The 21736-nt window shown below is 35.3% G+C and carries 27 protein-coding genes and 2 tRNA genes; 10 read left to right on the top strand and 19 right to left on the bottom strand.

Features of this window, described 5'->3' with window-relative positions; all coding sequences use genetic code 11:
* From ACYQZV_RS03175 to ACYQZV_RS03110, 14 genes are all read right to left on the bottom strand, one after another.
* Positions 1 to 588, bottom strand: a 588-nt coding sequence (locus ACYQZV_RS03175; RefSeq protein WP_459893108.1) for an ATP-binding protein, incomplete at its 3' end; no start/stop codon positions are given.
* 61 nt (positions 589 to 649) lie between these two features.
* On the bottom strand, positions 650 to 1339 hold the full coding sequence (locus tag ACYQZV_RS03170; RefSeq protein WP_459893107.1) for a PulJ/GspJ family protein: 690 nt from the start codon (positions 1337 to 1339) through the stop codon (positions 650 to 652).
* Complete coding sequence (locus ACYQZV_RS03165; RefSeq protein ID WP_459893104.1) at positions 1326 to 1781, bottom strand: hypothetical protein; 456 nt, start codon at positions 1779 to 1781, stop codon at positions 1326 to 1328. Before ACYQZV_RS03165 ends, ACYQZV_RS03170 begins: the two co-directional genes overlap by 14 nt.
* Entirely contained in the window at positions 1774 to 2166 is a 393-nt protein-coding gene (locus ACYQZV_RS03160; protein WP_459893102.1) for a pilus assembly FimT family protein, read from the bottom strand. Before ACYQZV_RS03160 ends, ACYQZV_RS03165 begins: the two co-directional genes overlap by 8 nt.
* A complete protein-coding gene (locus ACYQZV_RS03155) occupies positions 2163 to 3353 on the bottom strand; it encodes a type II secretion system F family protein (protein ID WP_459893100.1) in 1191 nt (396 codons plus the stop codon). The genes ACYQZV_RS03160 and ACYQZV_RS03155 overlap by 4 nt, the downstream gene beginning before the upstream one ends.
* Positions 3353 to 5029, bottom strand: coding sequence for a GspE/PulE family protein (locus ACYQZV_RS03150; RefSeq protein ID WP_459893098.1), 1677 nt, complete (start codon positions 5027 to 5029; stop codon positions 3353 to 3355). The genes ACYQZV_RS03155 and ACYQZV_RS03150 overlap by 1 nt, the downstream gene beginning before the upstream one ends.
* Positions 5030 to 5035: 6 nt before the next feature.
* Entirely contained in the window at positions 5036 to 5428 is a 393-nt protein-coding gene (gene gspG / locus ACYQZV_RS03145; RefSeq protein WP_459893096.1) for a type II secretion system major pseudopilin GspG, read from the bottom strand.
* Positions 5429 to 5470: 42 nt separating this feature from the next.
* Positions 5471 to 7741: a secretin N-terminal domain-containing protein gene (locus tag ACYQZV_RS03140; protein WP_459893094.1), complete on the bottom strand. Its 2271-nt coding sequence runs from the start codon at positions 7739 to 7741 to the stop codon at positions 5471 to 5473.
* Entirely contained in the window at positions 7731 to 8423 is a 693-nt protein-coding gene (locus ACYQZV_RS03135; protein WP_459893092.1) for a hypothetical protein, read from the bottom strand. Before ACYQZV_RS03135 ends, ACYQZV_RS03140 begins: the two co-directional genes overlap by 11 nt.
* Complete coding sequence (locus ACYQZV_RS03130) at positions 8420 to 8998, bottom strand: hypothetical protein (protein ID WP_459893090.1); 579 nt, start codon at positions 8996 to 8998, stop codon at positions 8420 to 8422. Before ACYQZV_RS03130 ends, ACYQZV_RS03135 begins: the two co-directional genes overlap by 4 nt.
* Positions 8986 to 10122 carry a hypothetical protein gene (locus ACYQZV_RS03125; RefSeq protein WP_459893088.1) on the bottom strand — a complete coding sequence of 379 codons (1137 nt, stop codon included), beginning with the start codon at positions 10120 to 10122 and terminating at the stop codon, positions 8986 to 8988. Before ACYQZV_RS03125 ends, ACYQZV_RS03130 begins: the two co-directional genes overlap by 13 nt.
* A gap of 5 nt (positions 10123 to 10127) precedes the next feature.
* Positions 10128 to 10667 carry a hypothetical protein gene (locus tag ACYQZV_RS03120; protein WP_459893086.1) on the bottom strand — a complete coding sequence of 180 codons (540 nt, stop codon included), beginning with the start codon at positions 10665 to 10667 and terminating at the stop codon, positions 10128 to 10130.
* Positions 10668 to 10701: 34 nt separating this feature from the next.
* Positions 10702 to 10774, bottom strand: a tRNA-Lys gene (locus ACYQZV_RS03115).
* 224 nt (positions 10775 to 10998) lie between these two features.
* Positions 10999 to 11727: a hypothetical protein gene (locus ACYQZV_RS03110; RefSeq protein ID WP_459893084.1), complete on the bottom strand. Its 729-nt coding sequence runs from the start codon at positions 11725 to 11727 to the stop codon at positions 10999 to 11001.
* Between the two features lie 123 nt (positions 11728 to 11850).
* On the opposite strand from ACYQZV_RS03110, the gene ACYQZV_RS03105 reads away from it, so the two are divergent.
* The 10 genes from ACYQZV_RS03105 (at position 11851) to trpB (ending at position 18192) form a co-directional block, all read left to right on the top strand.
* Positions 11851 to 12798: a sodium:calcium antiporter gene (locus tag ACYQZV_RS03105; RefSeq protein ID WP_459893082.1), complete on the top strand. Its 948-nt coding sequence runs from the start codon at positions 11851 to 11853 to the stop codon at positions 12796 to 12798.
* Positions 12795 to 13103, top strand: coding sequence for an HU family DNA-binding protein (locus ACYQZV_RS03100; protein WP_459893080.1), 309 nt, complete (start codon positions 12795 to 12797; stop codon positions 13101 to 13103). The genes ACYQZV_RS03105 and ACYQZV_RS03100 overlap by 4 nt, the downstream gene beginning before the upstream one ends.
* Positions 13104 to 13176 (top strand) — tRNA-Pro (locus tag ACYQZV_RS03095).
* 51 nt (positions 13177 to 13227) lie between these two features.
* A complete protein-coding gene (locus ACYQZV_RS03090) occupies positions 13228 to 13710 on the top strand; it encodes a prepilin-type N-terminal cleavage/methylation domain-containing protein (protein ID WP_459893078.1) in 483 nt (160 codons plus the stop codon).
* A 68-nt stretch (positions 13711 to 13778) separates the two neighbouring features.
* Positions 13779 to 14069, top strand: a complete 291-nt coding sequence (gene rplU / locus ACYQZV_RS03085; protein WP_459893076.1) for a 50S ribosomal protein L21 — start codon at positions 13779 to 13781, stop codon at positions 14067 to 14069.
* Between the two features lie 3 nt (positions 14070 to 14072).
* On the top strand, positions 14073 to 14336 hold the full coding sequence (gene rpmA / locus ACYQZV_RS03080; protein ID WP_459893074.1) for a 50S ribosomal protein L27: 264 nt from the start codon (positions 14073 to 14075) through the stop codon (positions 14334 to 14336).
* A complete protein-coding gene (locus ACYQZV_RS03075) occupies positions 14329 to 14715 on the top strand; it encodes a TetR/AcrR family transcriptional regulator (protein ID WP_459893072.1) in 387 nt (128 codons plus the stop codon). The genes rpmA and ACYQZV_RS03075 overlap by 8 nt, the downstream gene beginning before the upstream one ends.
* The gene (locus tag ACYQZV_RS03070) at positions 14709 to 14945 is read left to right on the top strand and encodes a hypothetical protein (protein WP_459893070.1); all 237 of its coding nucleotides are present in this window, start codon (positions 14709 to 14711) and stop codon (positions 14943 to 14945) included. Before ACYQZV_RS03075 ends, ACYQZV_RS03070 begins: the two co-directional genes overlap by 7 nt.
* Entirely contained in the window at positions 14932 to 16980 is a 2049-nt protein-coding gene (locus ACYQZV_RS03065) for a DUF3536 domain-containing protein (protein WP_459893114.1), read from the top strand. Before ACYQZV_RS03070 ends, ACYQZV_RS03065 begins: the two co-directional genes overlap by 14 nt.
* Positions 16981 to 16995: 15 nt before the next feature.
* Positions 16996 to 18192 carry a tryptophan synthase subunit beta gene (trpB, locus tag ACYQZV_RS03060; protein WP_459893068.1) on the top strand — a complete coding sequence of 399 codons (1197 nt, stop codon included), beginning with the start codon at positions 16996 to 16998 and terminating at the stop codon, positions 18190 to 18192.
* On the opposite strand, the gene ACYQZV_RS03055 is transcribed toward trpB, so the two are convergent.
* The 5 genes from ACYQZV_RS03055 to ACYQZV_RS03035 all read right to left on the bottom strand — a co-directional run bounded on the left by ACYQZV_RS03055 (position 18178) and on the right by ACYQZV_RS03035 (position 21638).
* Positions 18178 to 18501, bottom strand: coding sequence for a hypothetical protein (locus ACYQZV_RS03055; RefSeq protein WP_459893066.1), 324 nt, complete (start codon positions 18499 to 18501; stop codon positions 18178 to 18180). The two genes, trpB and ACYQZV_RS03055, sit on opposite strands and share 15 nt — an antisense overlap.
* Before the next feature lie 119 nt (positions 18502 to 18620).
* Positions 18621 to 19229 (bottom strand): hypothetical protein, encoded by a 609-nt coding sequence (locus ACYQZV_RS03050; protein WP_459893064.1) that lies wholly within the window; start codon positions 19227 to 19229, stop codon positions 18621 to 18623.
* Positions 19230 to 20027, bottom strand: coding sequence for a 3-deoxy-8-phosphooctulonate synthase (kdsA, locus tag ACYQZV_RS03045; RefSeq protein ID WP_459893062.1), 798 nt, complete (start codon positions 20025 to 20027; stop codon positions 19230 to 19232).
* Entirely contained in the window at positions 19975 to 21195 is a 1221-nt protein-coding gene (locus ACYQZV_RS03040; RefSeq protein WP_459893060.1) for an epoxyqueuosine reductase QueH, read from the bottom strand. The genes kdsA and ACYQZV_RS03040 overlap by 53 nt, the downstream gene beginning before the upstream one ends.
* A complete protein-coding gene (locus ACYQZV_RS03035; protein ID WP_459893058.1) occupies positions 21192 to 21638 on the bottom strand; it encodes a hypothetical protein in 447 nt (148 codons plus the stop codon). The genes ACYQZV_RS03040 and ACYQZV_RS03035 overlap by 4 nt, the downstream gene beginning before the upstream one ends.
* Between the last annotated feature and the right edge of the window lie 98 nt (positions 21639 to 21736).

Genomic DNA, 21736 nt, shown 5'->3' with positions numbered 1-21736 from the left:
CCTATCTATAAATATCGTGTTTGAGCTAAGTATTAAAACATGGGCTATGTGGAGTTCTTTAGTGAGAGAAACTAAAAAATTTAAAAACTCTTTTAAAAGCTCTCTCTCGCCGTTTATATAGATATCTTCTAAGATTTGGATTTCATCTATTATGATGATGGGTTTTTGGGTTTTTGATATTTTTGATATTTCTTCAATGAGGGTGTTAAAAAGGTCTACTTCTTTTTCTTCTATTTTTTTTAATACATTTGCTTTTAATTTAAAAATACCTAAGTTTATATGAGATTCAAAAGATATGTCTATGTTGTCTGGTTTTATAAAAGTCTTTAAAAACGAGTTATAACTTGCTATCGCATACCTTCTAAAATTTATGTATCTCACCCAAAAGCCGTTTTTTGGCTTTTGACGTTCAAAATCTTCAAAGAGTTCATTTTCTACGATGTATTCAATAAAAGTAGTCTTGCCTGCAGATTTTGGACCGTATATCCAAAGTATTCTTTCTGGTCTTGTTTCAAACATTTCCATAAGAAGTTTTATCTCTTTTTCTCTATTTACAAAAGCTCCATTTCTGAAAATTTTTTTTTCCATAAAGATATTATAACAAACCAAATATTCTATATCCTCTAACAAACTCTTCGTTGTAAAAGCATTATCTTCTCTCACCCACATTTTGGAAGGGGTATATGAAATAATACATTGTTTTTTCTAAAGAGTTGTTGTTTATGCCAAGCATTATGGTATGCTTTTGACCATATTTTTTGTAAGATATCTTTATGAGGGTGGGTAGGATTTTTTGCTTTAGAGCGCTGTAGTTTTTGTACCAGTTGTATTCTCTGGTTTGGATGTTGTAGCCATAATACCTTAATTTTACTTCGTCTAAATTTTTGAAAAGCTTGATATGGGTATAGCGTTCATACTCTTTATCTTGGTAAAATCTTACAAGGTCTTCGTAATACATCGTGTATACTGGCTTTTCATAGTAAGTGATATCGTATTTTTTATTTTTTTTCTGATGGACTTTTATTATAGCCACCACAGGCAAAGAGTTTGCAATGGGAGATACGCTTACATACTCAAAGTAATCTGATTTTCCTACAAAAAAAGGAGCCCAGCCATAAGGGGATTTCACATAGTAATCAAGCATAGAGCCTACACTTTTTGTAAGCCATACATACTTTGCGTTTTGCCAGAAGTTGAGTCCATGTCTTAGTATGTTTTTATACTGCCTTAATCCTTGGGTAAAAGCCATGGTCCCAAGGACCACCATCATGCTAAATATGGCTACGGCTATTATCACCTCTATGAGGGTGTATCCTTTTTTATGTTTAGAAAGGTGCATTTAAAAGCTCTTTACCAGTAGGCCCTAAGTATTTGTATTTTAAAATATCTATGTGATATGGGTTTTTGTAGTTTTTATAAGAAAGAAAAAAATCTACATGATAAAGGTATAGCTCGTAAGGAAGTCCCGTATTGCCACCAGCAGATGCCATAGGTCCAAAAAGCATATTTTTTGGTGTGTTGATGCGGGTTTTGTTGGTAAGCTTTGCCTTCCAGCTAAGTTTTACTTGACCCATACGCTCTTCTCCGATGGGTTCTTTGTTAAAATCCACGGTTTTTAAATAGCTTACCGCTTGTGGAATTTTCGATACTATCTTTGATATGGTGTTAGCCTGCTCTAACTCTTTAAACCCTATCCTAAATAAGTACATAGTGGCTGCTACCGCCGCAGTAAGGATGAGCGACGCTATTATAATGTCTATGAGAATAAATCCTCTAACCATTTTCTAAGCTTATGGCACCAAAAGGATGGCTTACTTTTATAGTGTAGTAAAAGTCTGCTATTTTTAGTTTCATCTTACCCCCAGAGGAGGTGCCGTTGTTGTAAAATATGATTGGTTTATCGGTTTTACAAGTGAGTTTGTCTTTTAGCTTTATCTTTTTGCCGTTTATAAAAAGTTTACCCTTCTTACAGGATATTTCATACTCCACTGAGTACAAAAAAGAGTGTCTTCTTATCTTAGATAAGAGTATCAGCATTTTTTCTGCAACCTGCGATGCCATATGGCTTCTATACATGTTTATGGACATAGGGGCTACCACAGAAAACAAGATAGCTACTATGGCTACCACTATAAGCATCTCTATCAACGTAAAGCCTTTTTTCATAGTTTTATGTTGCTTACATTCATCACTGTCAGCATCAAAGATACTACTATGGTACCCACTATAAGACCCATAACGGTTATTATAATGGGTTCTACCAAAGACAGCACTCTTTTTATCGTGTTTTTAAGCTTTTCATCAAACAAAGCGTAAAGCTCGTAAAACATGTCCTTCATGTTTCCGCTCTCGTCTCCTACTTTTATCATGCCTTTAAAAATAGGCGGCACAAAAGAAAGCTCTTCAAAAGCCTCTCCTATTGATTTGCCCTCTTTTATCTTGGGTAATGTTTTTTTGAAATCCTCTTTTATAAAATCGTTTTTTATGACATTTGTAGCAAGGTCTAAGGCTTTTATAAACTCCACACCGTTTTTTAGCATAGCGTACATAGCGTAAGAAAACTTTGAGAGTTCTATCTGTATGATGAGATTTCCAAGGATTGGGGTATATATAAAGTAATTTGCAAATCTTCTATAAAGGTTTAGCTGGAAATATTTAGAGAGTATGTATACGCCTATTAGTACTCCGGTAAAGATAACCTCTGTCTTGGTGTTTAGGCTTTTGCTAAACTCATACAACACTCTTGATATAAAGGGAAGATGTTTTGGATTTGAACCAAATATGCTAAAAAACCTCGGTATTATAAGCTTAAAAATAGCCACAAGCGTTACAAAAGAGGCAAACACCAAAAACATCGGATAAGCCATGGCGTTTCTTATCTCGTTTCTAAACTTTATCCTAAAATCTGTATACTGGGCTATGTTGTCAAAAGCATCTTTGAGGTTGCCGGTGGTTTCTCCCACTTTTAGCATCGTAATTACAAGTGGGTCAAACATCTTTCTTTCTTCAAAAGCCACCGACAAAGATTTGCCACCTTTTACGTCTTTTAATATGCTCTCTAAAAATATTTTTAACTTTTCTTGCTCTAGGGAATCTATCACCATCTTGATGGCTCTATCCAAAACAATACCGGAATTTAGCAACACAGACATCTCTTTTGCTATAGTGTACAAATCATCGTCTTTTATCTTTTGGTTTTGGTTAAATATACTCTCTTTCTTTGGTTCTATCTTTACTATTACAAGCCCAGACTCTTTTAGCTTTAGCTTAGCCTCTTGGATTGTCTGTGCACTTAATATTCCTTTTATTTCTTTACCGGTTTTGTCTAAACTCACATACTCAAAATCCATCATCAGGCTATCCTAAGCACCTCTTCTATGGTGGTTATGCCTTCAATGACTTTCAAAAATCCATCCTCTCTTAAAGTCCTGTAATAAGGCTTTTGAGATAAAATATTTTTTATGCTATCTATGGATTTGTGGTTTACAAAAGCCTCTTTTAAGTCTTCTGAGTATTCAAAAAGCTCGTATATGGCTATTCGCCCTCTATAGCCGGTGTTTGCACACTTATCGCATCCCCTTCCTTTCCTAAACTCTTGTTTTTCTAAAAGATGACCAAACTTTTGGGACAACTCATCCAATTTAAACTTTTTTACAACGCTGTCTTCTAACTCTACTGGTTCTGAGCAATAAGGACAGTTTGTCCTTACAATACGCTGGGCTACTATGCCAAGGATTGAAGCGTTTATAAGATAATCTTCTATATCCATCTCTAAAAGCCTAAAAAGACTGCTTGGAGCGTCGTTTGTATGAAGCGTAGAAAATACCAAGTGTCCAGTAAGAGCAGACTGTATTGATATTTCGGCGGTCTCTTTGTCTCTTATTTCACCCACCATTATGATGTCTGGGTCGTGTCTTAGTATAGACCTTAAAGCAGATGCAAAAGTAAGCCCAATCTCTGGTTTTATCTGAATTTGATTTAGTCCTTCTATTTGATACTCCACCGGGTCTTCGATGGTTATTATCTTATCCTCTTGGCTGTTTAACATAGAGAGCACCGAGTACAAAGTGGTGGTTTTACCGCTACCGGTGGGTCCTGTCACCAATATCATCCCGTAAGGTCTTTTTATCAAATCCACCAATATATCGTAATGGTCTTTCTTGATACCAAGCTTATCTAATTCAAAACTCAATTTTCCTCTGTACAAAAGCCTTATGACCACATCTTCACCTTTTACAGTGGGTATGGTGGATGTTCTTATGTCTATGGGAGATGAGCCTATCCTTACGCTAAACTTTCCATCTTGGGGCAACCTTTTTTCTGCGATGTCAAGTCCTGACAAAAGCTTAATACGAGATGTAAGAGCCAGATAAAAGTTTTCATCTATCTCATCCATTTCATGCAGCACACCATCTATTCTAAACCTCACTATGAAACGTTTTTCTTGGGGTTCTATATGTATATCTGAAGCATTTAGCTCTACAGCCCTTGTGATGATATCGTTTAGATATTTTATTACAGGCACTTCAAGAGCCATATCCTTTAATTTCTCTGGGTCATCCTCTTCTAAGGATACAAACTCTTCGCTATTGGTGTCTATATACTTTCTATATAAAGATTTTATATATCTGTCGTAGGTTAAAAATAGTCTTACCTTAAGACCTGTATCTTGCTCTAATTTGCTTATTATGTGAATTTTTAAAGGATCTGTGGCAAGAGCCAATATATAATCGTCTTCTATATCAAAAGGCAAAAACCCGCTTTTGTAGAAAAAATCCAAGCTTATCTTTGGTGAAAGCTCATTTACAACCTCTTGAAACCTTAGCTCATCCACTTGATATTTTATGGGTATTGAAAGCTGTTGGCTTAGAGCCTCCAAAAGCTGAGATTCTGTGATGCTTCCAAGCTGTATAAGTATTTGACCTATATAACCGCCGGTTTTCTTCTGGATTTCCAGCGCTTGAAGTATATCTTGAGAAGAAACACCAAACTTTTCCCTTAATATCTCTCCTATGAGTGGTTTTTTCATCTAATGTTATTCCCAGCTTGTTATAGCTTTTTTATCAAGCTTATCATCAGGTCCTAAAGACCATATATCAAAAGTTCCATGCTCTCCTGGACATTTAAACTGATAAGGGTGTCCCCACGGGTCAAGAGGTATTTTTTTCTTAGATAGATAAGGACCGTGCCACTTTGGATTGTTGTCTGGATTTTTTATAAGGTCTTCTAAGGATTTAGGGCATTTGTCCATATCCATCATGTAAGAGCGTACTGCAGATGATAATGTCTCTATCTGGGCTTTTGCAATCTGCTCTTTTGACTGTTCAAACTTCTTAAATAGGTTTGGCATTACCAAAGAAGCTATGAGTCCTATTATAGCCACCACTATAAGTATTTCAATAAGCGTAAAGCCTTTTTGCTTTCTCATAGTCTTATTATATATAAAAAGCATAAACTTTACAATGACCTATCATTTCAACTCCTTATAAAAACTAAGCTCGCTTTTTATCTCGTCGGTAATCTTTTGGGCTTCTTCCGTATCTGTGATAATATAAGGAGTGAGCATAATGATAAGCTCTGTTTTTGTGTTGCTAATGGATGTATTTTTAAATAGGTTTCCGAGGACTGGGATATCTCCTAAGATTGGGATTTCTGAAACTCCGGTGCCTTTTTGCTGAGATATGAGACCACCAAGTATGACAGTCCCACCGTTTGGTACTACCACGGTGGTGTTTATATTTCTTGTAAGTATGATAGGGGAGTTTATACCAGAGGTGTTGTTGGGTTGGGCTGTGCTATCCTCTTGGTATATGTTTAGGTTTACGAGGTTGTTGGTTTCTATCGTAGGAAGCACGTTTAGTATAATACCGGTGTTTACATACTGCACGCTTTGAATAATACCTGCACCTCCAGTGGTAGAAGGTACATTTATAGAAGTTGCTTGAGAGTTTATAACGGGTACCTGGGTACCCACATCTATGCTGGCTGGGTGATTGTTTAAAACTAATAGCGTGGGTGTTGATAGTATCTTTACCTTGTTTTTCTGAGCAAACATGTTGAGCAGTGCTTGGAATATCTTTGAATCTGTTATATAAGTGGCTACTAAACCTCCAGATGTGGCAACTCCCAGATTCCCCAAAGTGGATATCGTATATGTGCCTTTTTTAAATCTATTTTGGATATACCATTCTATACCGTATTGCAATGAACCCGTGAGAGTTACCTCTGCTATGGTGGTTTTTATAAGCACTTGCTTGGGTGGTTTGTCTAACTCTTGCAATAAACTTCTTACAAGTTTGTACTTGGTGGGCGTTGCCACTATAAGGATGGTGTTTGTTCTATCGTCTGCGGCTACTCTCAAATCTTTTGAAGAAAACGCCAATACCTCTGGACCAGAGCTAAAATTTTGAGTAGGTACTGCCCCTTGCATCATAGGAGTTACAGCACTTCCCATGGTACCACCGTAAGGTGTCCCACCATAAGGACTCATGCCAGCATAGTTTCCGTATGCACTTGGACCAGCTAACCCGTTTAATTGACCTGCAACCACCTGAGATGATATTACTGGGCTTGATGGAAGAGCTTTAGATTTTGTACTTTTGGTTTTACTTACGGATGTAATGCTGTATAAAGATTGAAGGGCTTGTACAAGCTCGGTGGCTCTTGTAAATTTTGGTTTGTATATATAAGCCTTTTCTTCAGAACCTGCTGATTCGGCGGTATCTAGTTTTTTATCCCAATACATGATTAGTTTAAGAGTCTTATCATCTGGGGGTATTACCATCACGCTGTTTAGATAATTTATTGGCACAAATAGGACTCCTGGTTGGTCTGGGGTTTTGGCTATAGGTATGTTTAGACCTTGCAATATGTTTGATATTTGATTTATAAAGTCTTTTGGTGACCAGTAGGTTAGGTGAAGAAGCACTGGTTTTTTGTTTTTCATATAAGGTATATCTATAGCATCTAAGAAGTCTATGAGGTTTTTAATAGAATAACCAGGTCCTGTCATCATGAGAGCATTTGCCTTTGGAAATATCTGCACATCAAGGCTTGAATGATATATGTTGTGAATAAGGTTTATTGCAGTCTGCGGGTCAATGTACTTAAGAGGTACTATTTGAGTTATGGTTTGAAATGTATTTAAAGCTTTTCTTGAAAACACCACTTCTTGTGGAGGTGGTGGTGCCACGTTTGTAGGTTTTGTACTAAGATAAAGAGCACCGCCTTTTTCCGATACTTCTATGTTGTTTTTTTCTAAAAGCCCCAAAACTAATTTAAGGACATCCTCTGGTTTTAGTTTTACTGGCATATTTATGGTAACGGGTGTTTTGTTGTTTTGGGTGGCTTGGTCTATAAAGTAAGGCACTTTTAGCACTTGTCCCAACGTGTATTGTATAAAGTCCCCAAGTGGCATATTTTGTACATTTATAGCTACCTTTTCGTTGGTGCCTATTTTTACTTTTGATAAATCTAGCTTTTTGTTTTCTTTAGGTGGCAAAGGCGCTGGGGCAGTTTTTGGTTTCTTATAAAAATCTGGTATAGGTATAGGCTCTAATGGGTTTGTATTGATTGGTGTACTTTCTTCTATAACACCTAAGTTGCTGGGTTTTTCTTTTTCGTTGGTTTTTTTATTTTGCTTTGATACGGTAATCTGATTAGCTCCTTTTGGAGCCATAGCACAAGAGTAAAAAAGCATCGTGGATACACCAAACATTATCAAGAATCTTCTACCTTTCATAGTTTTTCACCTCAAAATTAAATATCCTAATAGTTTTCTTATAAAACTTATACTTATAAGTAGTTAAAGCACCTTCTTGTTTTGGTATTTTTTGTACAAAAGAAAAGCTTACATAGTTTGGACCCACAGCCAAGACCCTTACAAAGGGGCCTTTTTTATTTTTTGGTATTGTTGACATTTTGGCGTTTGGTGCTAATGGAGGGCTAAAAGGTGGTGGATGCACACCAAGAAGCTGAGGTAAACTAGGTAGTCCTGGCATGCCTCCTCCCGGCTGAGCAGGTCCTTGGGGACCACCTCCTATATCCGCTGGTATCAACTGCCCTTGACGCACTTTTATAACACTACCGTTTGGAAGAGAAAGCACTGCAAATCTTACGTTTCCTCTTTCAAATATACCAGAGAGCTTTACTGTGTTTGATACAAATATAGCTTGAGCTAAAGGAGGTAGCGTTGGTGGTGGGGGTGGTGGTAAGTTGAAGAGGTTTTTTACAAAAAGATATTTTGGGGCATATAAAGTCTTTGATATTACGTTCTCTTTGTATTGATTTTGAGTTTTTGGCTTTTGATAAGGGTTTATGTGCAAGACTGGATACTCTATAGAAGGTGTATTTTTAAATATTATAAAAGCAGTGAAAAACGCTACTATGAAAATCAATATATCCTCTTTACCAATCTTTATCATATCTTTTTCACCAACTTGTAAGTACTAACGGTAAAATAAAAGTTTACAATTTGACCAAAGGAGTTTATTTGAGCTTCTCTTACAACAGTGTATTTTGGCATAGCCTCTAAGTATTGAAAAAGAGAAAACACCTTGTAAGGGTCGTTGGTGGATAGTCTAACTTTTATATCTATCTGCTCTATGTACTTGGTTTTAGATGGTTTTGGCATCTCTATGCTTTGAAGGTTTATATTGGCTTTTTTGGCGTACTTTTTTACCAATTTAGCTAGATATATCTGTATATCCTTTGACTTGGTGTTTTCATCATATAGGTTTTCTATAGATATTTCGTTGTTTGAAATGTTTTGCTTTGGCTGTTTTATCTTTTTGGAGGTATATAGCTTTATATCTTCCATGTAATTCTGAAGTTTTGAATTTAATCTTTCTTTGTCTTTTTTGAGCTCTTCTTTCATGGGATATATTACAAACCTAAGGATAGATAATATGATAATAAGGTATATGCCTAGCTTTTTTCTATCTATATTTTTATAGCTGTCTTTTAGCTTCGCTAGGTTTGGTAATGTTACTTTTCGCATGAGTATTCCACTTTCATGTTTAAATTATAAACTTTCTGCATATTTTTTGATAAAGGAGATTCTAGGTTAAAATCTCTTATACAACTGTCTTTTGAAAGGCTTTCTAAAAGCTTGAAAGGTTTTTTGGTAACGATGGTAAAATTAGCTTGCGGAACTGTAGGGTGTAAAGGTTTTATATCTATCTGTGTTACGTAATCCCCTTTTTGCAAATGAGAAGCTATGTTGTCTAATATAAAAATAGGGTCTATATTTACTACTGTGTTTTGATAGGCTTTTATAAAAGATTTTTTGTAATGATTTTCGGGTTTTTCTTCGCTATTTAAACTAGATTTTATGAATGGTTTTAGCTTTTTATCAAGGTAAGATATCTTTTGTATGTTTTCTTGATAATACTTTTGGTTTACGTAAAGAGCGGCAGCGTATCCTATTAGAAAATATATTATTCCCCTAAATATTAAATCTTCTTTTATACTAAAAGCGCTAAATCTTTTATAAGGCTTTAAATCTATATGCTTTATATAATCTAAGAAAACCGGATAAGCTTTTAACTGCTTTTTTATAAATTCTATATCTAAACTTATATCCTCATAAGATACTATGTTTTTAACCTCAAAATCGCTAAGACCTTTTAGAAAAAATTCAAAGTAATCTTTTGAAAACTCTTTTAGCTGAAGATAGCTATAAAGCCCTTCTTCCGAAACAGCCAATATATTGTAAATGTCATCTTCTTTGTATATTAAAATATCGTTTTCTTTGGTTTTAAAACAAAGAGGCTCTGCTATAACATGAGTAAACTCAAAGTCTTTTTTTACATCTTCTAATATAGCGTAAGGAAAAGCAAATATGTTTACTTTTATCGTGTTTTCATAGGCTTTTGCTATGTTAAAACTAAAATCCATTTGCTCGTTTGGATATACATCTTCTATGTGATTTTGTATTATGCTTTTTAAATTTTCGTAAGTGGTTTTAGGAAAACTTTCTTTTAGATAATGAGCATCTTTTGAAGATATCACCAATATTCTTTTATTAAATAGCCCTTTCTTTTTGGGTTTATCTATCTTTTTTACGCTTTTATCAACCTCATAATATTCTTTTTCCCCATCCTTATAAAAGCATATATACATACATTTTATTGTTTAATGTAAATGATGGGAAGTTTTCCTTTTTCACATACCAAGTTGTATATCTTTTTGTTAATAGGAGGAGCATTCTTGTCTATCTTATATACCATGTTTACCTTAATAGGACCCATGCCAACGATGGTTATCTTGTTGGCTTTGTAATCAACCTCTGCTAAAGACAACATACCACTTGAAGGTGATATCTCGTTTGCCGCCTCTTCTGGGCTTAATTTTCTAATGCTTGCCACCGCATTTTTAAAATAATTTTCATTTACAAAAGAAAGCCATACTCTATATACATTATCTCCAAACTTACCTTTGCCCTTTGATATGTATACTCTATATTTTTCTTTCTTTTTTCCTACTTTTGATATGCTATCACCCACATACATAAAACTAAGAGGTTTCGATACCTTTTTGTAATAGTTTGTAACTCCGTAAGCACCGTTTTCCATCTTAACATCGCTTTTAAGAGGTATCACCATCCCGTAAGAGCTTATTATAGCACCTAGAAAGAAAAATGAAGCCAATATCCTTTTTACACTCATAAGTCTATTATAACATATAATTCTTTTTATAATATGGGTTGCGGGGGGATCGAACCCCCGACCTACGGATTAAGAGTCCGTTGCTCTACCGACTGAGCTAGCAACCCTTTAGATATATAATTATACCACTTTTTTATACCACTTTTCATGATGTTTTAGGACTTGCAAATTTACTTTGAAAGCGGCATCTGGAACCTCAAAAAGCTTGTGTAAATTGCAAACTTTTACGTTTAAAGACTGTCTACTCTTTTGTGTAAATCTTTAACCCACCACGGTTTCAGAATTGGATGACCCCTTCGCAGCGGTTCAAATCCGCTTTTAGGCTTTTAAATTAAAGGCCAAATCTTACAGCTTTACCTACTGGAGTATCTTGAGGAGGTGTTTCATGCCAAAGCATATTCATAGCAAAGTTTAGATTGTCTTCAAGCCTTATTGCGTAGTTATCCCAGAATACACAAGTTCCAGCCAACGTAAAATATCCACCGCTTACAGGTGCAATATGGTCTGCTATGAGAAGAGGGTAGTAATCCATGTTGGATTTGGCACTTTCTTCTCCTGCCACCACTATCTTGATATCTGGCATTATTGTTTTGATAGAACACGTGCAAGGAAGCACCACCGCATTTACATTTACTTTATTGTCTAAGCCTTTGTTGTATCTTCTTATTTTTGTGCTTTTAACAAAATATTTATCACCATCATAGTTTGAGCTCTCGTCTATCACCTCATCTGGATTTAGCTCCATGCCAAAAGCCCTTGCCAACGTATTGCAAGTATCTGCTATGTGGTCTTCGTTTTTGTAATAGCCAAGAAGTATCACTTTCTTGCCTAATTCTTCAACAGCCCTTACCACATCTTGAACTTCTTTTTCGGTAAATGGTATCTCAGGATAGTTAAACACTATGGTGTCGTATTCAAATAGCTTATCCCAGCTGTCCACTTCGTCAATCTGAAGGCCAAACTCCGGGGCCTTTTTCTCAATGATAGAAAAATAATAATAATCCGTTACCGTAAACTCTTGATGAGTTATGCTCCATGCTACTTTACAAATATTTTTCATGCTTTTATTATAACATGTCTTAACCTCCTCATATGGACAGAAAAGAAGGCGGTGTAAGTTTCAAGCCTACCACGATTAACAAGTATGACAATAGTTTATTTGTATCTAGCGTATAATATTTCTATGGATTTTGCGCTTATATTGGTTTACATGCTTTTAATATATGGATTAGCAGAGCTCATAGTAAACGCCATAGATGTTTTAGCCCATGAGCTCAAAATCCCGGAAGGTGTAACGTCTTCTGTGATAGCGTCGTTGGTGACTACGTTACCAGAGTTCTTAGTACCTTTGATATCTTTTTTAAAAGGATCCAAGGAGACATCGCATATTGGTCTTGGTTCTATATTTGGTGGTCCCATGTTTCTTAGCATGTTTGGTTTTGGTTTCATGCTTTTAATAATAGAAGCAAAATACAAAAGGTTTAAAGATTTATACGATTTAACAAACATACTTTTTTTCTTGCTTGCTTTCAACGTAGCCATTTTACTAAACTTTCTGCCTTTCAAAAAGCCATCGGTGGCGGCATTTTTACTAATTTATGGATATTTTGTCTATATTCAATTTAAAAGCCAAAAATCGGCTAATGAGCAAGAAAAAGAAAAACTATTTTTTTCAAAACTAGGTATAAAAGGATATACAAAGACTCTTGCTGTAATTCAGGGGCTTTTAGTGATGATAGCGCTTCCTTTTGTGATAGATGGGGTTGTCCTTAGCATACAAAACATATCACATATATTAGGATGGGGTTCTTACAAAAGCGCTTTGGTGTTTTCTCCTATTGCCACAGAGCTACCCGAGCTTTCTAACGCTTTTATATGGGCAAGAAAAGGAAAGCTAAAATCTTCCATAGGAAATATAGTAGGCTCCTTGGTTTTTCAATCCTGTATGCCGGTGAGTTTAGGCCTTTGGTTTACCGATTGGCAGATACCAAATATGCTTATGATAGGTGGTTTTTTGAGTATTTTAAGTACACTGACATTTTCTCTTAGTATATCAAAAGCATTAAATGTTAGGATTGGTATCATAATTATTTTATTTATAATTGTGTTATACTTTTTATATATACTATGAGAAAGAAAGATTTGATAAATCAAGTGATGACAAAGCTTCAAAAACAAGAAACGACGCTAAAGAGAAAAGATGTAGAGCGTATAATAAATATGTTTTTAGATATACTAGAAAACACAATCCTTTATAAAAAAGAAGAGAAAATACAACTTTCAGGTTTCGGGACTTTTTATATAAAAGAAAGGCAGCCAAGGATTGGTAGAAATCCAAAGACTGGCGATTTATACAAAATACCTGTAAGATACAACCTTACTTTTAAGCCTAGCCAAAACTTTGTTTTACAGGTAAACCACAAGAAAAAGTCCTAACGGAATGTGGCGCAGGTGGTAGCGCACTGGCATGGGGGGCCAGGGGTCCCGGGTTCGAGTCCCGGCATTCCGATTTTAAAAGTTTTGATTTTTTACGATATAATATATCTATTAGGAGAGGTTTATGAGGAAATTTAGCAAGGCTTTTTCTATAATAGAAATGCTCGTCGTAATAGCTATATTTGCAATATTGGTATACATATTTTCAGGTCCAGGTATAAGATGGTATCATGAGTACAAACTTTACTCAGAAGGACAAAGGCTTCACTACATACTAACGGAAGCAAAAACATACTCCATATCAAATACTGTTTATACATCAGTTTGCGCTAGCAACTCCTCTATTTCAATCTACAATTTAGGAACGTACCCTACTTCACTTTGCACAGGCACTGCTATAGAATCTTACTCGTTGCCATCTTATGAAACTCAATATCTTAGCTATACAGAAAATCAAACAATATCCTATAACCCAAGGGGTGTGAGCCATCAAAACGGAAACCTATGCGTGTATGATTCTTATATAAACCAATACTATATGATATGTGCATCTTATGCGGGCATAAGAGATACCTCTGGCACAGGTGCCTGTCCAACTAACTGCTAAATATCATAGATTTTTCTATTTTTGTTTGCTATAATTAACAATCCTAAGTTAGCGAGAGGTTAGTAATTATGTATGCTGTTATAGAAACTGGTGCAAAGCAATACGTAGTAAAAGAAGGTGACGTTTTAAAGGTAGAAAAGCTACCTTTCAACGAAAACGAAGAGATAGAGATACCTGCTCTTAGCGTAGTAAAAGACGGCTCTATCAAGCAAGGCGGTAAGGTGAAAGCAAAGGTGCTCTCTACTGCCAAAGATAGGAAGGTGTTGATTTTCAAACATCTTCCAAAAAAGCATTCTAAAAAGTTGAGAGGGCACAGACAATTTTACACAAAAATTTCTATACTATCCATAGGAGAGTGATATATGGCTTCAAAAGCTAGTGGTGGTTCAACAAGAAACGGTAGAGATAGCAATTCAAAGCGTCTTGGTGTTAAAGCTTTTGGAGGACAGTTTGTGAGAGCTGGCTCCATTATAATACGCCAAAGAGGGACAAAAGTGCATCCTGGCAAAAACGTAGGCCTTGGCTCAGACTATACGATATTTGCTTTAAAAGATGGAATAGTAAAGTTTGAAGAAAAGGGAAATAGAAAATTTGTCAACATAGAACCGGTGGAAGCAAGTGCATAAGACTACAGAAGAAAAAGTGCCTCAAAGAGAAAGCACAAAGGATAAAATCATAGAAATAGCTGCAGAAATTATAGCTCAAGAAGGCTTAAGGGGTTTTACAGCTAAGAATATAGCCGCTAAATTAAATATAACAGATGCCGCTATCTTTAAACATTTCAAAGACATGAACGATTTGGTACAAGCAGTTGTAAAAAAATACACAGGCGATTGTTTAACAGCCATACGAACCATAATATTTGACAAAGAGTTATCTATACAACAAAAAATAGATAAAATAATGGACACTCATATAGACATGCTTGAAAAAGCAAAGGGGCAATACCTGTTTTGTGTTTTGAAGTATCGCGCTCAAATATATACGACAACAGGGCCGTGGTAAGCTTCTTAGAAAACTATTTTGATTTGATAAGTATTCTTCTTCATAGAGGTACAGAAGAAGGCATAATAAAAAAAGATATAAATATAGAAGAGGCTGCCTTTACATTTTTAGGGCTTTTACAATCAAGGGTATTTATATGGTTTTTAAGAGGGAAGGAAGGTAGCATAGTAAAAGATAAAAAAACGTTAAAGATGCTATTTGAGGAGGGGTTGTTTGGTGCAAACCCATAGATATTTTGTAGTACACGGGCATTTTTACCAACCTATTAGGGTAAGTCCTTCTTTAGGCGAGGTTGATTTAGAACCATCTGCTTACCCATACGAAAATTGGAACGAGCGTATCCTTAGAGAATGCTATTTACCAAACGCATATGCCCATATAAAAGAAGGTGATTTTGTTGTAGATATAGTAAACAACTATCAAAATATAAGCTTTAATATAGGTTATACTCTTTTAAGTTGGTTTGAAAAAAATGCTCCATACATGTTAGATATTTTTAAAAAAAGCTCAAAAAACGCCCTTGCCCTTAGCTTCAATCATACCATATTGCCTTTAGACCCAAAGCTTGACAAAGAGATTCAAGTTTACTGGGGTATTAAGACCCATGAACATTATTTTGGCGTTAAACCAAAGGGTATGTGGTTGCCAGAATGTGCCGTAGATTATGAGACATTAGAAGTTTTTAAAGCTTTTGGCATAGATTATGTAATATTGGCACCTCACCAAGTATCAAATAAGACTTCAAAAAATTATGGACACATAAAGTTAAAAAACGGTGATATAAAGGTTTTTATATACGATGGCATCATATCCGCTAAGCTTTCTTTTGAAGATTTGCTAACAGATGTAAAAAGATTGGCAGACGCTTTTAAACAATCCGGAGAAAACATTCCTATAGCGGCTACAGACGGTGAAACCTTTGGCCATCATAAAAAGTTTGGGGAAATGGGTCTTGCTTACCTTTCAAAGCTTATACCCTTAAAAGCCCTAAACGAACTTGTAGAAGAGCTAAAAGATTTTGATTATGAGTTTAAATTAGTAGAAAACACCTCTTGGAGTTGTCCTCACGGCATAGAAAGGTGGCGTACCCACTGCGGATGTAATTCTGGCGCCCACCCAGACTGGAACCAGTACTGGCGAAAACCTTTAAGAGAAGCTTTGGAGTTTTTAAGAGAAAAACTTAAGAAAAACTTAGAAGATTTTACAAAAAACTTTAATATAGACCTAAGAGAGATTCTACTGAGCTATATAGATGTGATACTAGGCAAAAAGGATATAGAAACATTCCTAAAAGAAAAAAGCATAGACAAAGAAGAGGATAAAATAACCATTGCCAAGCTCTTAGATGCTTACAAGTGCGTTCAGTTTGCCTTTTCTTCAGATGCTTGGTTTTTCGACGATGTATCTGGGATAGAGGTAAGGCATTGCCTTGACATGGCAAAATACGCTATTTATCTTTTGAAAGATTACGAAGACGTAGAAATCCCCTTCACAAACATATTAGAGCAAGCCAAAGGAAACACAAAAGAAAGACCCACCGCAAAAGACGTATATATAAAAGATGTCAGAGTTTACAAGCTAGAAGATATCGCTTTTCATATAGCAATCATGTATCATTACGGGCTTTTAAAAGAAGAAGGATTATTTTTAAAATTTTACTACGAAACATCAAAATCCGGAAACTATGTATATGTATTTTTAAAGAACAAAGAGAACCTTGATAGAAACTCTTTTGAGTTTAATGTAAAAGATTTTGATATTTCAAATATATTTGGTGCTTTTAAGAAAAAAATCACAGAATATACATTAGAAAATATCATAAAAGATAATATAGACTATTATGAAAAGCTTCTAAAACAAATAACAGTCAAGTTAAACAAAGTAGAACGTATGTCACCTTTCATAGAACAACAGATGGCTTTTATAGAGCATATAGCCAAAAATGTGCTTCTTTATATGTTGAAAAAAGATGAAGACATAGAAAGGATTACTTCTTTTTATAGCAATATGACCGAATTTGGCATCAGTTTAAAATCAGTTTACATAACCAAAGAAGCCAGCAAATACCTTTATAGAAAAGCTAAAAAGCTTCCAGAAAACGAAAAGGAGTTTCTTAAAGTCCTTGGTTTTGTAAAGCTCTACAACAAAGATGAGCAGGATTACAACCTTATGATAGGTATATGGGATACTCAAAACGAAGTTTGGAATAAAAAAGACCTTATACAAAATAAATCCATTTTAGATGCACTTCACATAGCCTATTGATGGTAAAATATTTCTATGTACAACCAACCCGATGAAAGAGGCTATTTTAGAGAAGGCGATATAGCTTTTGGCGGAAGGTTTTTACCTGAAACGCTGATGTATGCTCTTGAAGAGCTTGAAGATTATTATAAAAAGCTAAAAGATGATGAGGCTTTTAAAAAAGAACTAAATTACTACCTAAAAGACTTCGCTGGAAGACCTACACCCCTTTACTTTGCAGAAAAGCTTTCAAAAATGGCAGGCGCTAAGATATACCTAAAAAGGGAAGACCTTCTTCATACCGGGGCTCATAAAATAAACAACGCTATAGGCCAATGCCTTTTGGCAAAAAAGATGGGTAAACACCGCATTATAGCTGAAACTGGAGCCGGTCAACACGGAGTTGCTACCGCCACAGCATGTGCTCTTTTGGGTTTGGAGTGCATAGTATATATGGGAGAAGAGGATGTAAGACGTCAAAAATTAAATGTTTTTAGAATGGAGCTTTTAGGAGCAAAAGTTGAAGTAGTCACATCTGGGACCAAAACCCTTAAAGACGCTATAAACGAAGCCCTAAGGGATTGGGTAACCAATGTAGAGACCACACATTACGTAGTTGGTTCTGTGGTGGGACCTCATCCTTTTCCAATGATAGTAAGAGATTTTCAAAAAGTAATAGGGGAAGAAACTAAAAGCCAAATACTTGAAAAAGAGGGAAGATTGCCTGATTTCATCGTAGCTTGCGTTGGTGGTGGGTCTAACTCAATGGGAATATTTTATCCTTTTATAGAGGAAAAAGATGTAAAACTCATAGGTGTTGAAGCTGGTGGGCTTGGCCTTGCCACAAAAAAACACGCAGCGCCATTATCTGATGGTGAAGTTGGCATACTTCACGGTATGAAATCTTATTTTATGCAAGACGAAGAAGGTCAAATACTTGGTACACATTCTGTATCTGCTGGTTTAGATTATCCTGGGGTAGGACCTGAGCACGCTTTTTTAAAAGCCACCAAAAGAGCCACATATATATATGCAACAGACTCTGAGGCTTTGGAAGGTTTTAAGCTTTTGGCAAAAACAGAAGGTATAATACCAGCTTTAGAATCTTCTCACGCTATCATAAAAGCCTTAGACATAGCAAAGGATAATCCAAATTCTCTTATTGTAGTAAACCTATCTGGCAGAGGCGACAAAGACGTAAATCAAATATTTGAGATGCTAAAAGGTGGATAACCTCTTTTCTAAGGTATCCAAAAACTTCTCATATAGCTCTGATATGGAGTTTGCCTTTTCGCAGAGTTTTTTATCCGCCAATATCTCTTTTTTGCTCAAGAAAGGTCTTATAACATTTTCATATGTGTGTTTGTGTTCTTCATAGTCGTACATTATATCATCTTTATCCATAGAATCTATATCCACCATATAACCTTTGTACAATACTTTCACAGATATAAGTATATTCTCTAGCTCTTTTTCTAGATTGCCCTTATCCTTACCTGCCAAAAATATCCTGTTAAACTTTGAATAATTTAAATGTTCCATAGATTTTAATATATTTTTAAAAGCATAAAAAAGAATGAGCAATATAAGTATGCAAAATTTTGCAACAAGTATACCACGCCCCACAAGTCTGCCACGATTTACAAGTATACCACGATAAATTATAGGCTATATAAATCTATCCAATCTAAGTTTAACGCATGAAGTACGTGGTCTATTATCATCTTGCTGTGAAGCTCTGGTATTTTCTTAAATTTCTCGTATTTTTGAAGTATAATGTTTTTAGTTTTTTCGTCTATTTTAGACCACTCTTTTTCAAATATTATTTTTTTTATATGTTCTAAAGACTTTGCCGCCTCTTCTTCGGTGGTAGGGTAAGGTATTTTATCCAAGTCTATGTTGTATTTTTTATCAAGTCCAGCGTATTTCAACCTTCTTAAATGGAAATCAAATCTTGAGATATACCAATACTGGTCTTCGCCTATCCACATCTTTCTTATAAAATCGTTGATAGAAACGTTTATATCCTTTTCACACATAAAAAGCATAGCTTTTCTTCTTTTGAACTCCGGAAGTCTATACATGTACTTTTCTATACCAGAAAGTATCACTTCAACCGGGATTTTCTTTTTAATGAGATATTCAAGGTACAACTCTTCCATATAAGACAAGTAAAAACTACTTTGTTTTAAATCAAGAAAAAAATCTTTTACCTTTTGATAATCGGGGCTTTGTTTTATAGTTTCAGCGCTTTTATCAACAGCATCCATCTATTCTATATCAAGGTTTTCTAAGGCGTTTTTTAACGTTTTTATTTGAACAACAATGTTTTCTAAATCCTTCAAAGGTATAGAGTTTGGTCCATCGGAAAGTGCCTTTTCTGGGTTTGGATGAGTCTCCATGAAAACGCCGTCTATCCCTACTGCCACAGCAGCCCTTATCAGATATGGCACAAATTCCCTTTGACCCGACGAGCTTCCACCAGCACCACCAGGAAGCTGTACGCTGTGAGTAGCATCAAATATAACCTTAGCATACTGTCTCATAATAGGCATAGAGCGCATATCCACCACAAGGTTGTTGTATCCAAAAGAAATTCCTCTTTCAGTAAGATAAAATATACCGTCTTTGTTTTTTGATTTTAGCTTATCTATGATATGCTTTGTATCCCAAGGAGCTAAAAACTGACCCTTTTTCACATTTACAGCTTTGCCGGTTTTGGCAGCTTCTAAAAGTAAGTCTGTTTGCCTACACAAAAAAGCTGGTATTTGGATAATATCTACAACTTCCGCCACGGGTTTTACTTGATAAGTCTCATGCACGTCTGTAGTGATAGGCAAAGATATCTCTTCCTTTACTTTCCTTAAAATCTCAAGACCCTTTTCAAGACCAGGTCCTCTAAAAGAATTAAAAGATGTTCTATTTGCCTTATCAAAAGAAGCTTTAAAAACGAAATCAAACTCTTTATACTTTAAAGAAAGCTCTTTTAGGTGGTGTCCTACCTCAAGACAAAGCTCATAAGACTCTATTACACAAGGACCAGCTATTATGAGAAATTTCTTTTCCATCCAAAAACTCCGTTAACTTATTATATCCACCCATATCAAAAGCCCCCACAAAGGCTATAGCTTCATTCTCTTTTAAATGTGATAATATATCTTTTGCATCAAAGCTTGGTTTATCAAAATACCTTTCGTAGGTTTTGTAGGCTTTTACAAATAAAACATCTTTTAAAGGATTTTTAGATACAATCAAAATAGATGAATCTTTGTAAGAAAGCTCTGATTTTATGTGAGCTTTTATTTTCTTAGCGTTTAACAACGTTTCTTTGTAAGACTCACCTACTATAAAACAAGGAGAAGCATCGTATATATCTGCAATAGGTTCTAGCGAGAATACTATTTTTATATTTTGCTTCGTAAGATAAAACACATCATCTTTTGAAATGGAAAAATCGACGTTTGCCTTTGCTATACCGTTGGTGGGCTTTGAATAATACCTAATGTAAGAAGGTACGGATTTGTCATCCGCAAAAAGGTATCCACTTATTAAGTCCCATCCCAAAAAGCTAAAGTTTATCTCTTTTGTGTAAAGTCCCATCGATTCTGCTAAAAGCCTAACACTTTTTATAAAAAGAAGCTCTTCTTTAGAACCGGGGCTCATTTTAGCCCACATAAAAAGCTCTTCATCCGGTTTTTGATTAAAAAGTCCATGTATACATCCACAGTAATCTTGAGAGTATATTTCGTTTAACTTTGTAAGCTGGTGCATTATCTCTACGCCACCACCTTTTCTGTAATCAACGCTTATAAAATCAACACCGTACTCCTTTGAAAATAAAGAAGCTACATGGCTTATTTGATTAAGGCTTTTTTTGGGACTCATTAAAAGCGTGGTGGTGATAGCTTTGGCTCCTAACTCTTTGGCTAGTTCAAAGGATTCTTTTAGCCTTATATCAAAACAAATCTCACAGCGCTTTCCTTTTTCAGGTTCTTTTTCTAAGCCTTCCACTCTTTTAAGCCAAGCATCATCGTCGTATTTTCCCTCTATAAGGGGTATACCAAGCTTTTGACAGACTCTTTTTGTTTCTACAAGCCTTAAATCGTATTCTGTTTTTGGATGAATGTTAGGATCGTAGAAAAAACCTATCCACTCGTAATCTTTGTAGTCGTTTTTTAGCTTTTCTAAAAAATAAATACTATCAGGAGCACAGCATATATGAACAAGCCCTTTCATTTTTGAACCCCTAGCTTTAGCACCAAAGCATCCTTTTTAATCTCATAATCTTTTATTATTATACGCTCTTTAAACTGGTTTGGCACCTTTAAATAAAGCTCTGACGCTTTTATATAGGGCCAGAAATTTAAATAGGGTTTTTTGTTTATTATTTCAAAGGTACTTGGCAAAAGCTCTATATCTTTTTCTAAAAGCATGTCAAAACCAATGGCTCTTTTACCAGCCTTTCTATCGTTTATAAAATACTCTCCTTCTTTCAACCTTATCTTGTAATCTTTGCTAAAAGCCAAAAACTTTTTCTTTACTATTACATCCATAACGTGAGGTTCAAGGCTAATAGATGCTCCCACAACACTTTCCAACTCCTTTTGCGAAAGGGGAAAATCTATGGTAGCTTCCATCAGGTTCCCAAAGTTTATCAAGTCCTCTGCAAAAATACCCATGCTATAATATTAACTATGGAATCAATCTATGCAATAGTTTTAATCACAACACGCTCTTATCACGCTTTTGCGTAAAGATATCTACAAAATTTTATATC

This window comes from Hydrogenobaculum acidophilum, from assembly GCF_054656715.1.
This window is presented reverse-complemented; position numbering and strand designations above follow the sequence as displayed.

Coding starts and splice junctions, on each gene's coding strand:
- ACYQZV_RS03165 (WP_459893104.1), bottom strand. CDS start 1,781: ATGGTTAGAGGATTTATTCTCATAGACATTATAATAGCGTCGCTCATC.
- ACYQZV_RS03050 (WP_459893064.1), bottom strand. CDS start 19,229: ATGGATGCTGTTGATAAAAGCGCTGAAACTATAAAACAAAGCCCCGAT.
- ACYQZV_RS03150 (WP_459893098.1), bottom strand. CDS start 5,029: ATGAAAAAACCACTCATAGGAGAGATATTAAGGGAAAAGTTTGGTGTT.
- ACYQZV_RS03120 (WP_459893086.1), bottom strand. CDS start 10,667: ATGAGTGTAAAAAGGATATTGGCTTCATTTTTCTTTCTAGGTGCTATA.
- ACYQZV_RS03100 (WP_459893080.1), top strand. CDS start 12,795: ATGAGAAAGAAAGATTTGATAAATCAAGTGATGACAAAGCTTCAAAAA.
- ACYQZV_RS03035 (WP_459893058.1), bottom strand. CDS start 21,638: ATGGGTATTTTTGCAGAGGACTTGATAAACTTTGGGAACCTGATGGAA.
- ACYQZV_RS03040 (WP_459893060.1), bottom strand. CDS start 21,195: ATGAAAGGGCTTGTTCATATATGCTGTGCTCCTGATAGTATTTATTTT.
- ACYQZV_RS03155 (WP_459893100.1), bottom strand. CDS start 3,353: ATGATGGATTTTGAGTATGTGAGTTTAGACAAAACCGGTAAAGAAATA.
- trpB (WP_459893068.1), top strand. CDS start 16,996: ATGTACAACCAACCCGATGAAAGAGGCTATTTTAGAGAAGGCGATATA.
- gspG (WP_459893096.1), bottom strand. CDS start 5,428: ATGAGAAAGCAAAAAGGCTTTACGCTTATTGAAATACTTATAGTGGTG.
- ACYQZV_RS03090 (WP_459893078.1), top strand. CDS start 13,228: ATGAGGAAATTTAGCAAGGCTTTTTCTATAATAGAAATGCTCGTCGTA.
- ACYQZV_RS03055 (WP_459893066.1), bottom strand. CDS start 18,501: ATGGAACATTTAAATTATTCAAAGTTTAACAGGATATTTTTGGCAGGT.
- rpmA (WP_459893074.1), top strand. CDS start 14,073: ATGGCTTCAAAAGCTAGTGGTGGTTCAACAAGAAACGGTAGAGATAGC.
- ACYQZV_RS03110 (WP_459893084.1), bottom strand. CDS start 11,727: ATGAAAAATATTTGTAAAGTAGCATGGAGCATAACTCATCAAGAGTTT.
- kdsA (WP_459893062.1), bottom strand. CDS start 20,027: ATGGAAAAGAAATTTCTCATAATAGCTGGTCCTTGTGTAATAGAGTCT.
- rplU (WP_459893076.1), top strand. CDS start 13,779: ATGTATGCTGTTATAGAAACTGGTGCAAAGCAATACGTAGTAAAAGAA.
- ACYQZV_RS03140 (WP_459893094.1), bottom strand. CDS start 7,741: ATGAAAGGTAGAAGATTCTTGATAATGTTTGGTGTATCCACGATGCTT.
- ACYQZV_RS03125 (WP_459893088.1), bottom strand. CDS start 10,122: ATGTATATATGCTTTTATAAGGATGGGGAAAAAGAATATTATGAGGTT.
- ACYQZV_RS03130 (WP_459893090.1), bottom strand. CDS start 8,998: ATGCGAAAAGTAACATTACCAAACCTAGCGAAGCTAAAAGACAGCTAT.
- ACYQZV_RS03105 (WP_459893082.1), top strand. CDS start 11,851: ATGGATTTTGCGCTTATATTGGTTTACATGCTTTTAATATATGGATTA.
- ACYQZV_RS03160 (WP_459893102.1), bottom strand. CDS start 2,166: ATGAAAAAAGGCTTTACGTTGATAGAGATGCTTATAGTGGTAGCCATA.
- ACYQZV_RS03135 (WP_459893092.1), bottom strand. CDS start 8,423: ATGATAAAGATTGGTAAAGAGGATATATTGATTTTCATAGTAGCGTTT.
- ACYQZV_RS03170 (WP_459893107.1), bottom strand. CDS start 1,339: ATGCACCTTTCTAAACATAAAAAAGGATACACCCTCATAGAGGTGATA.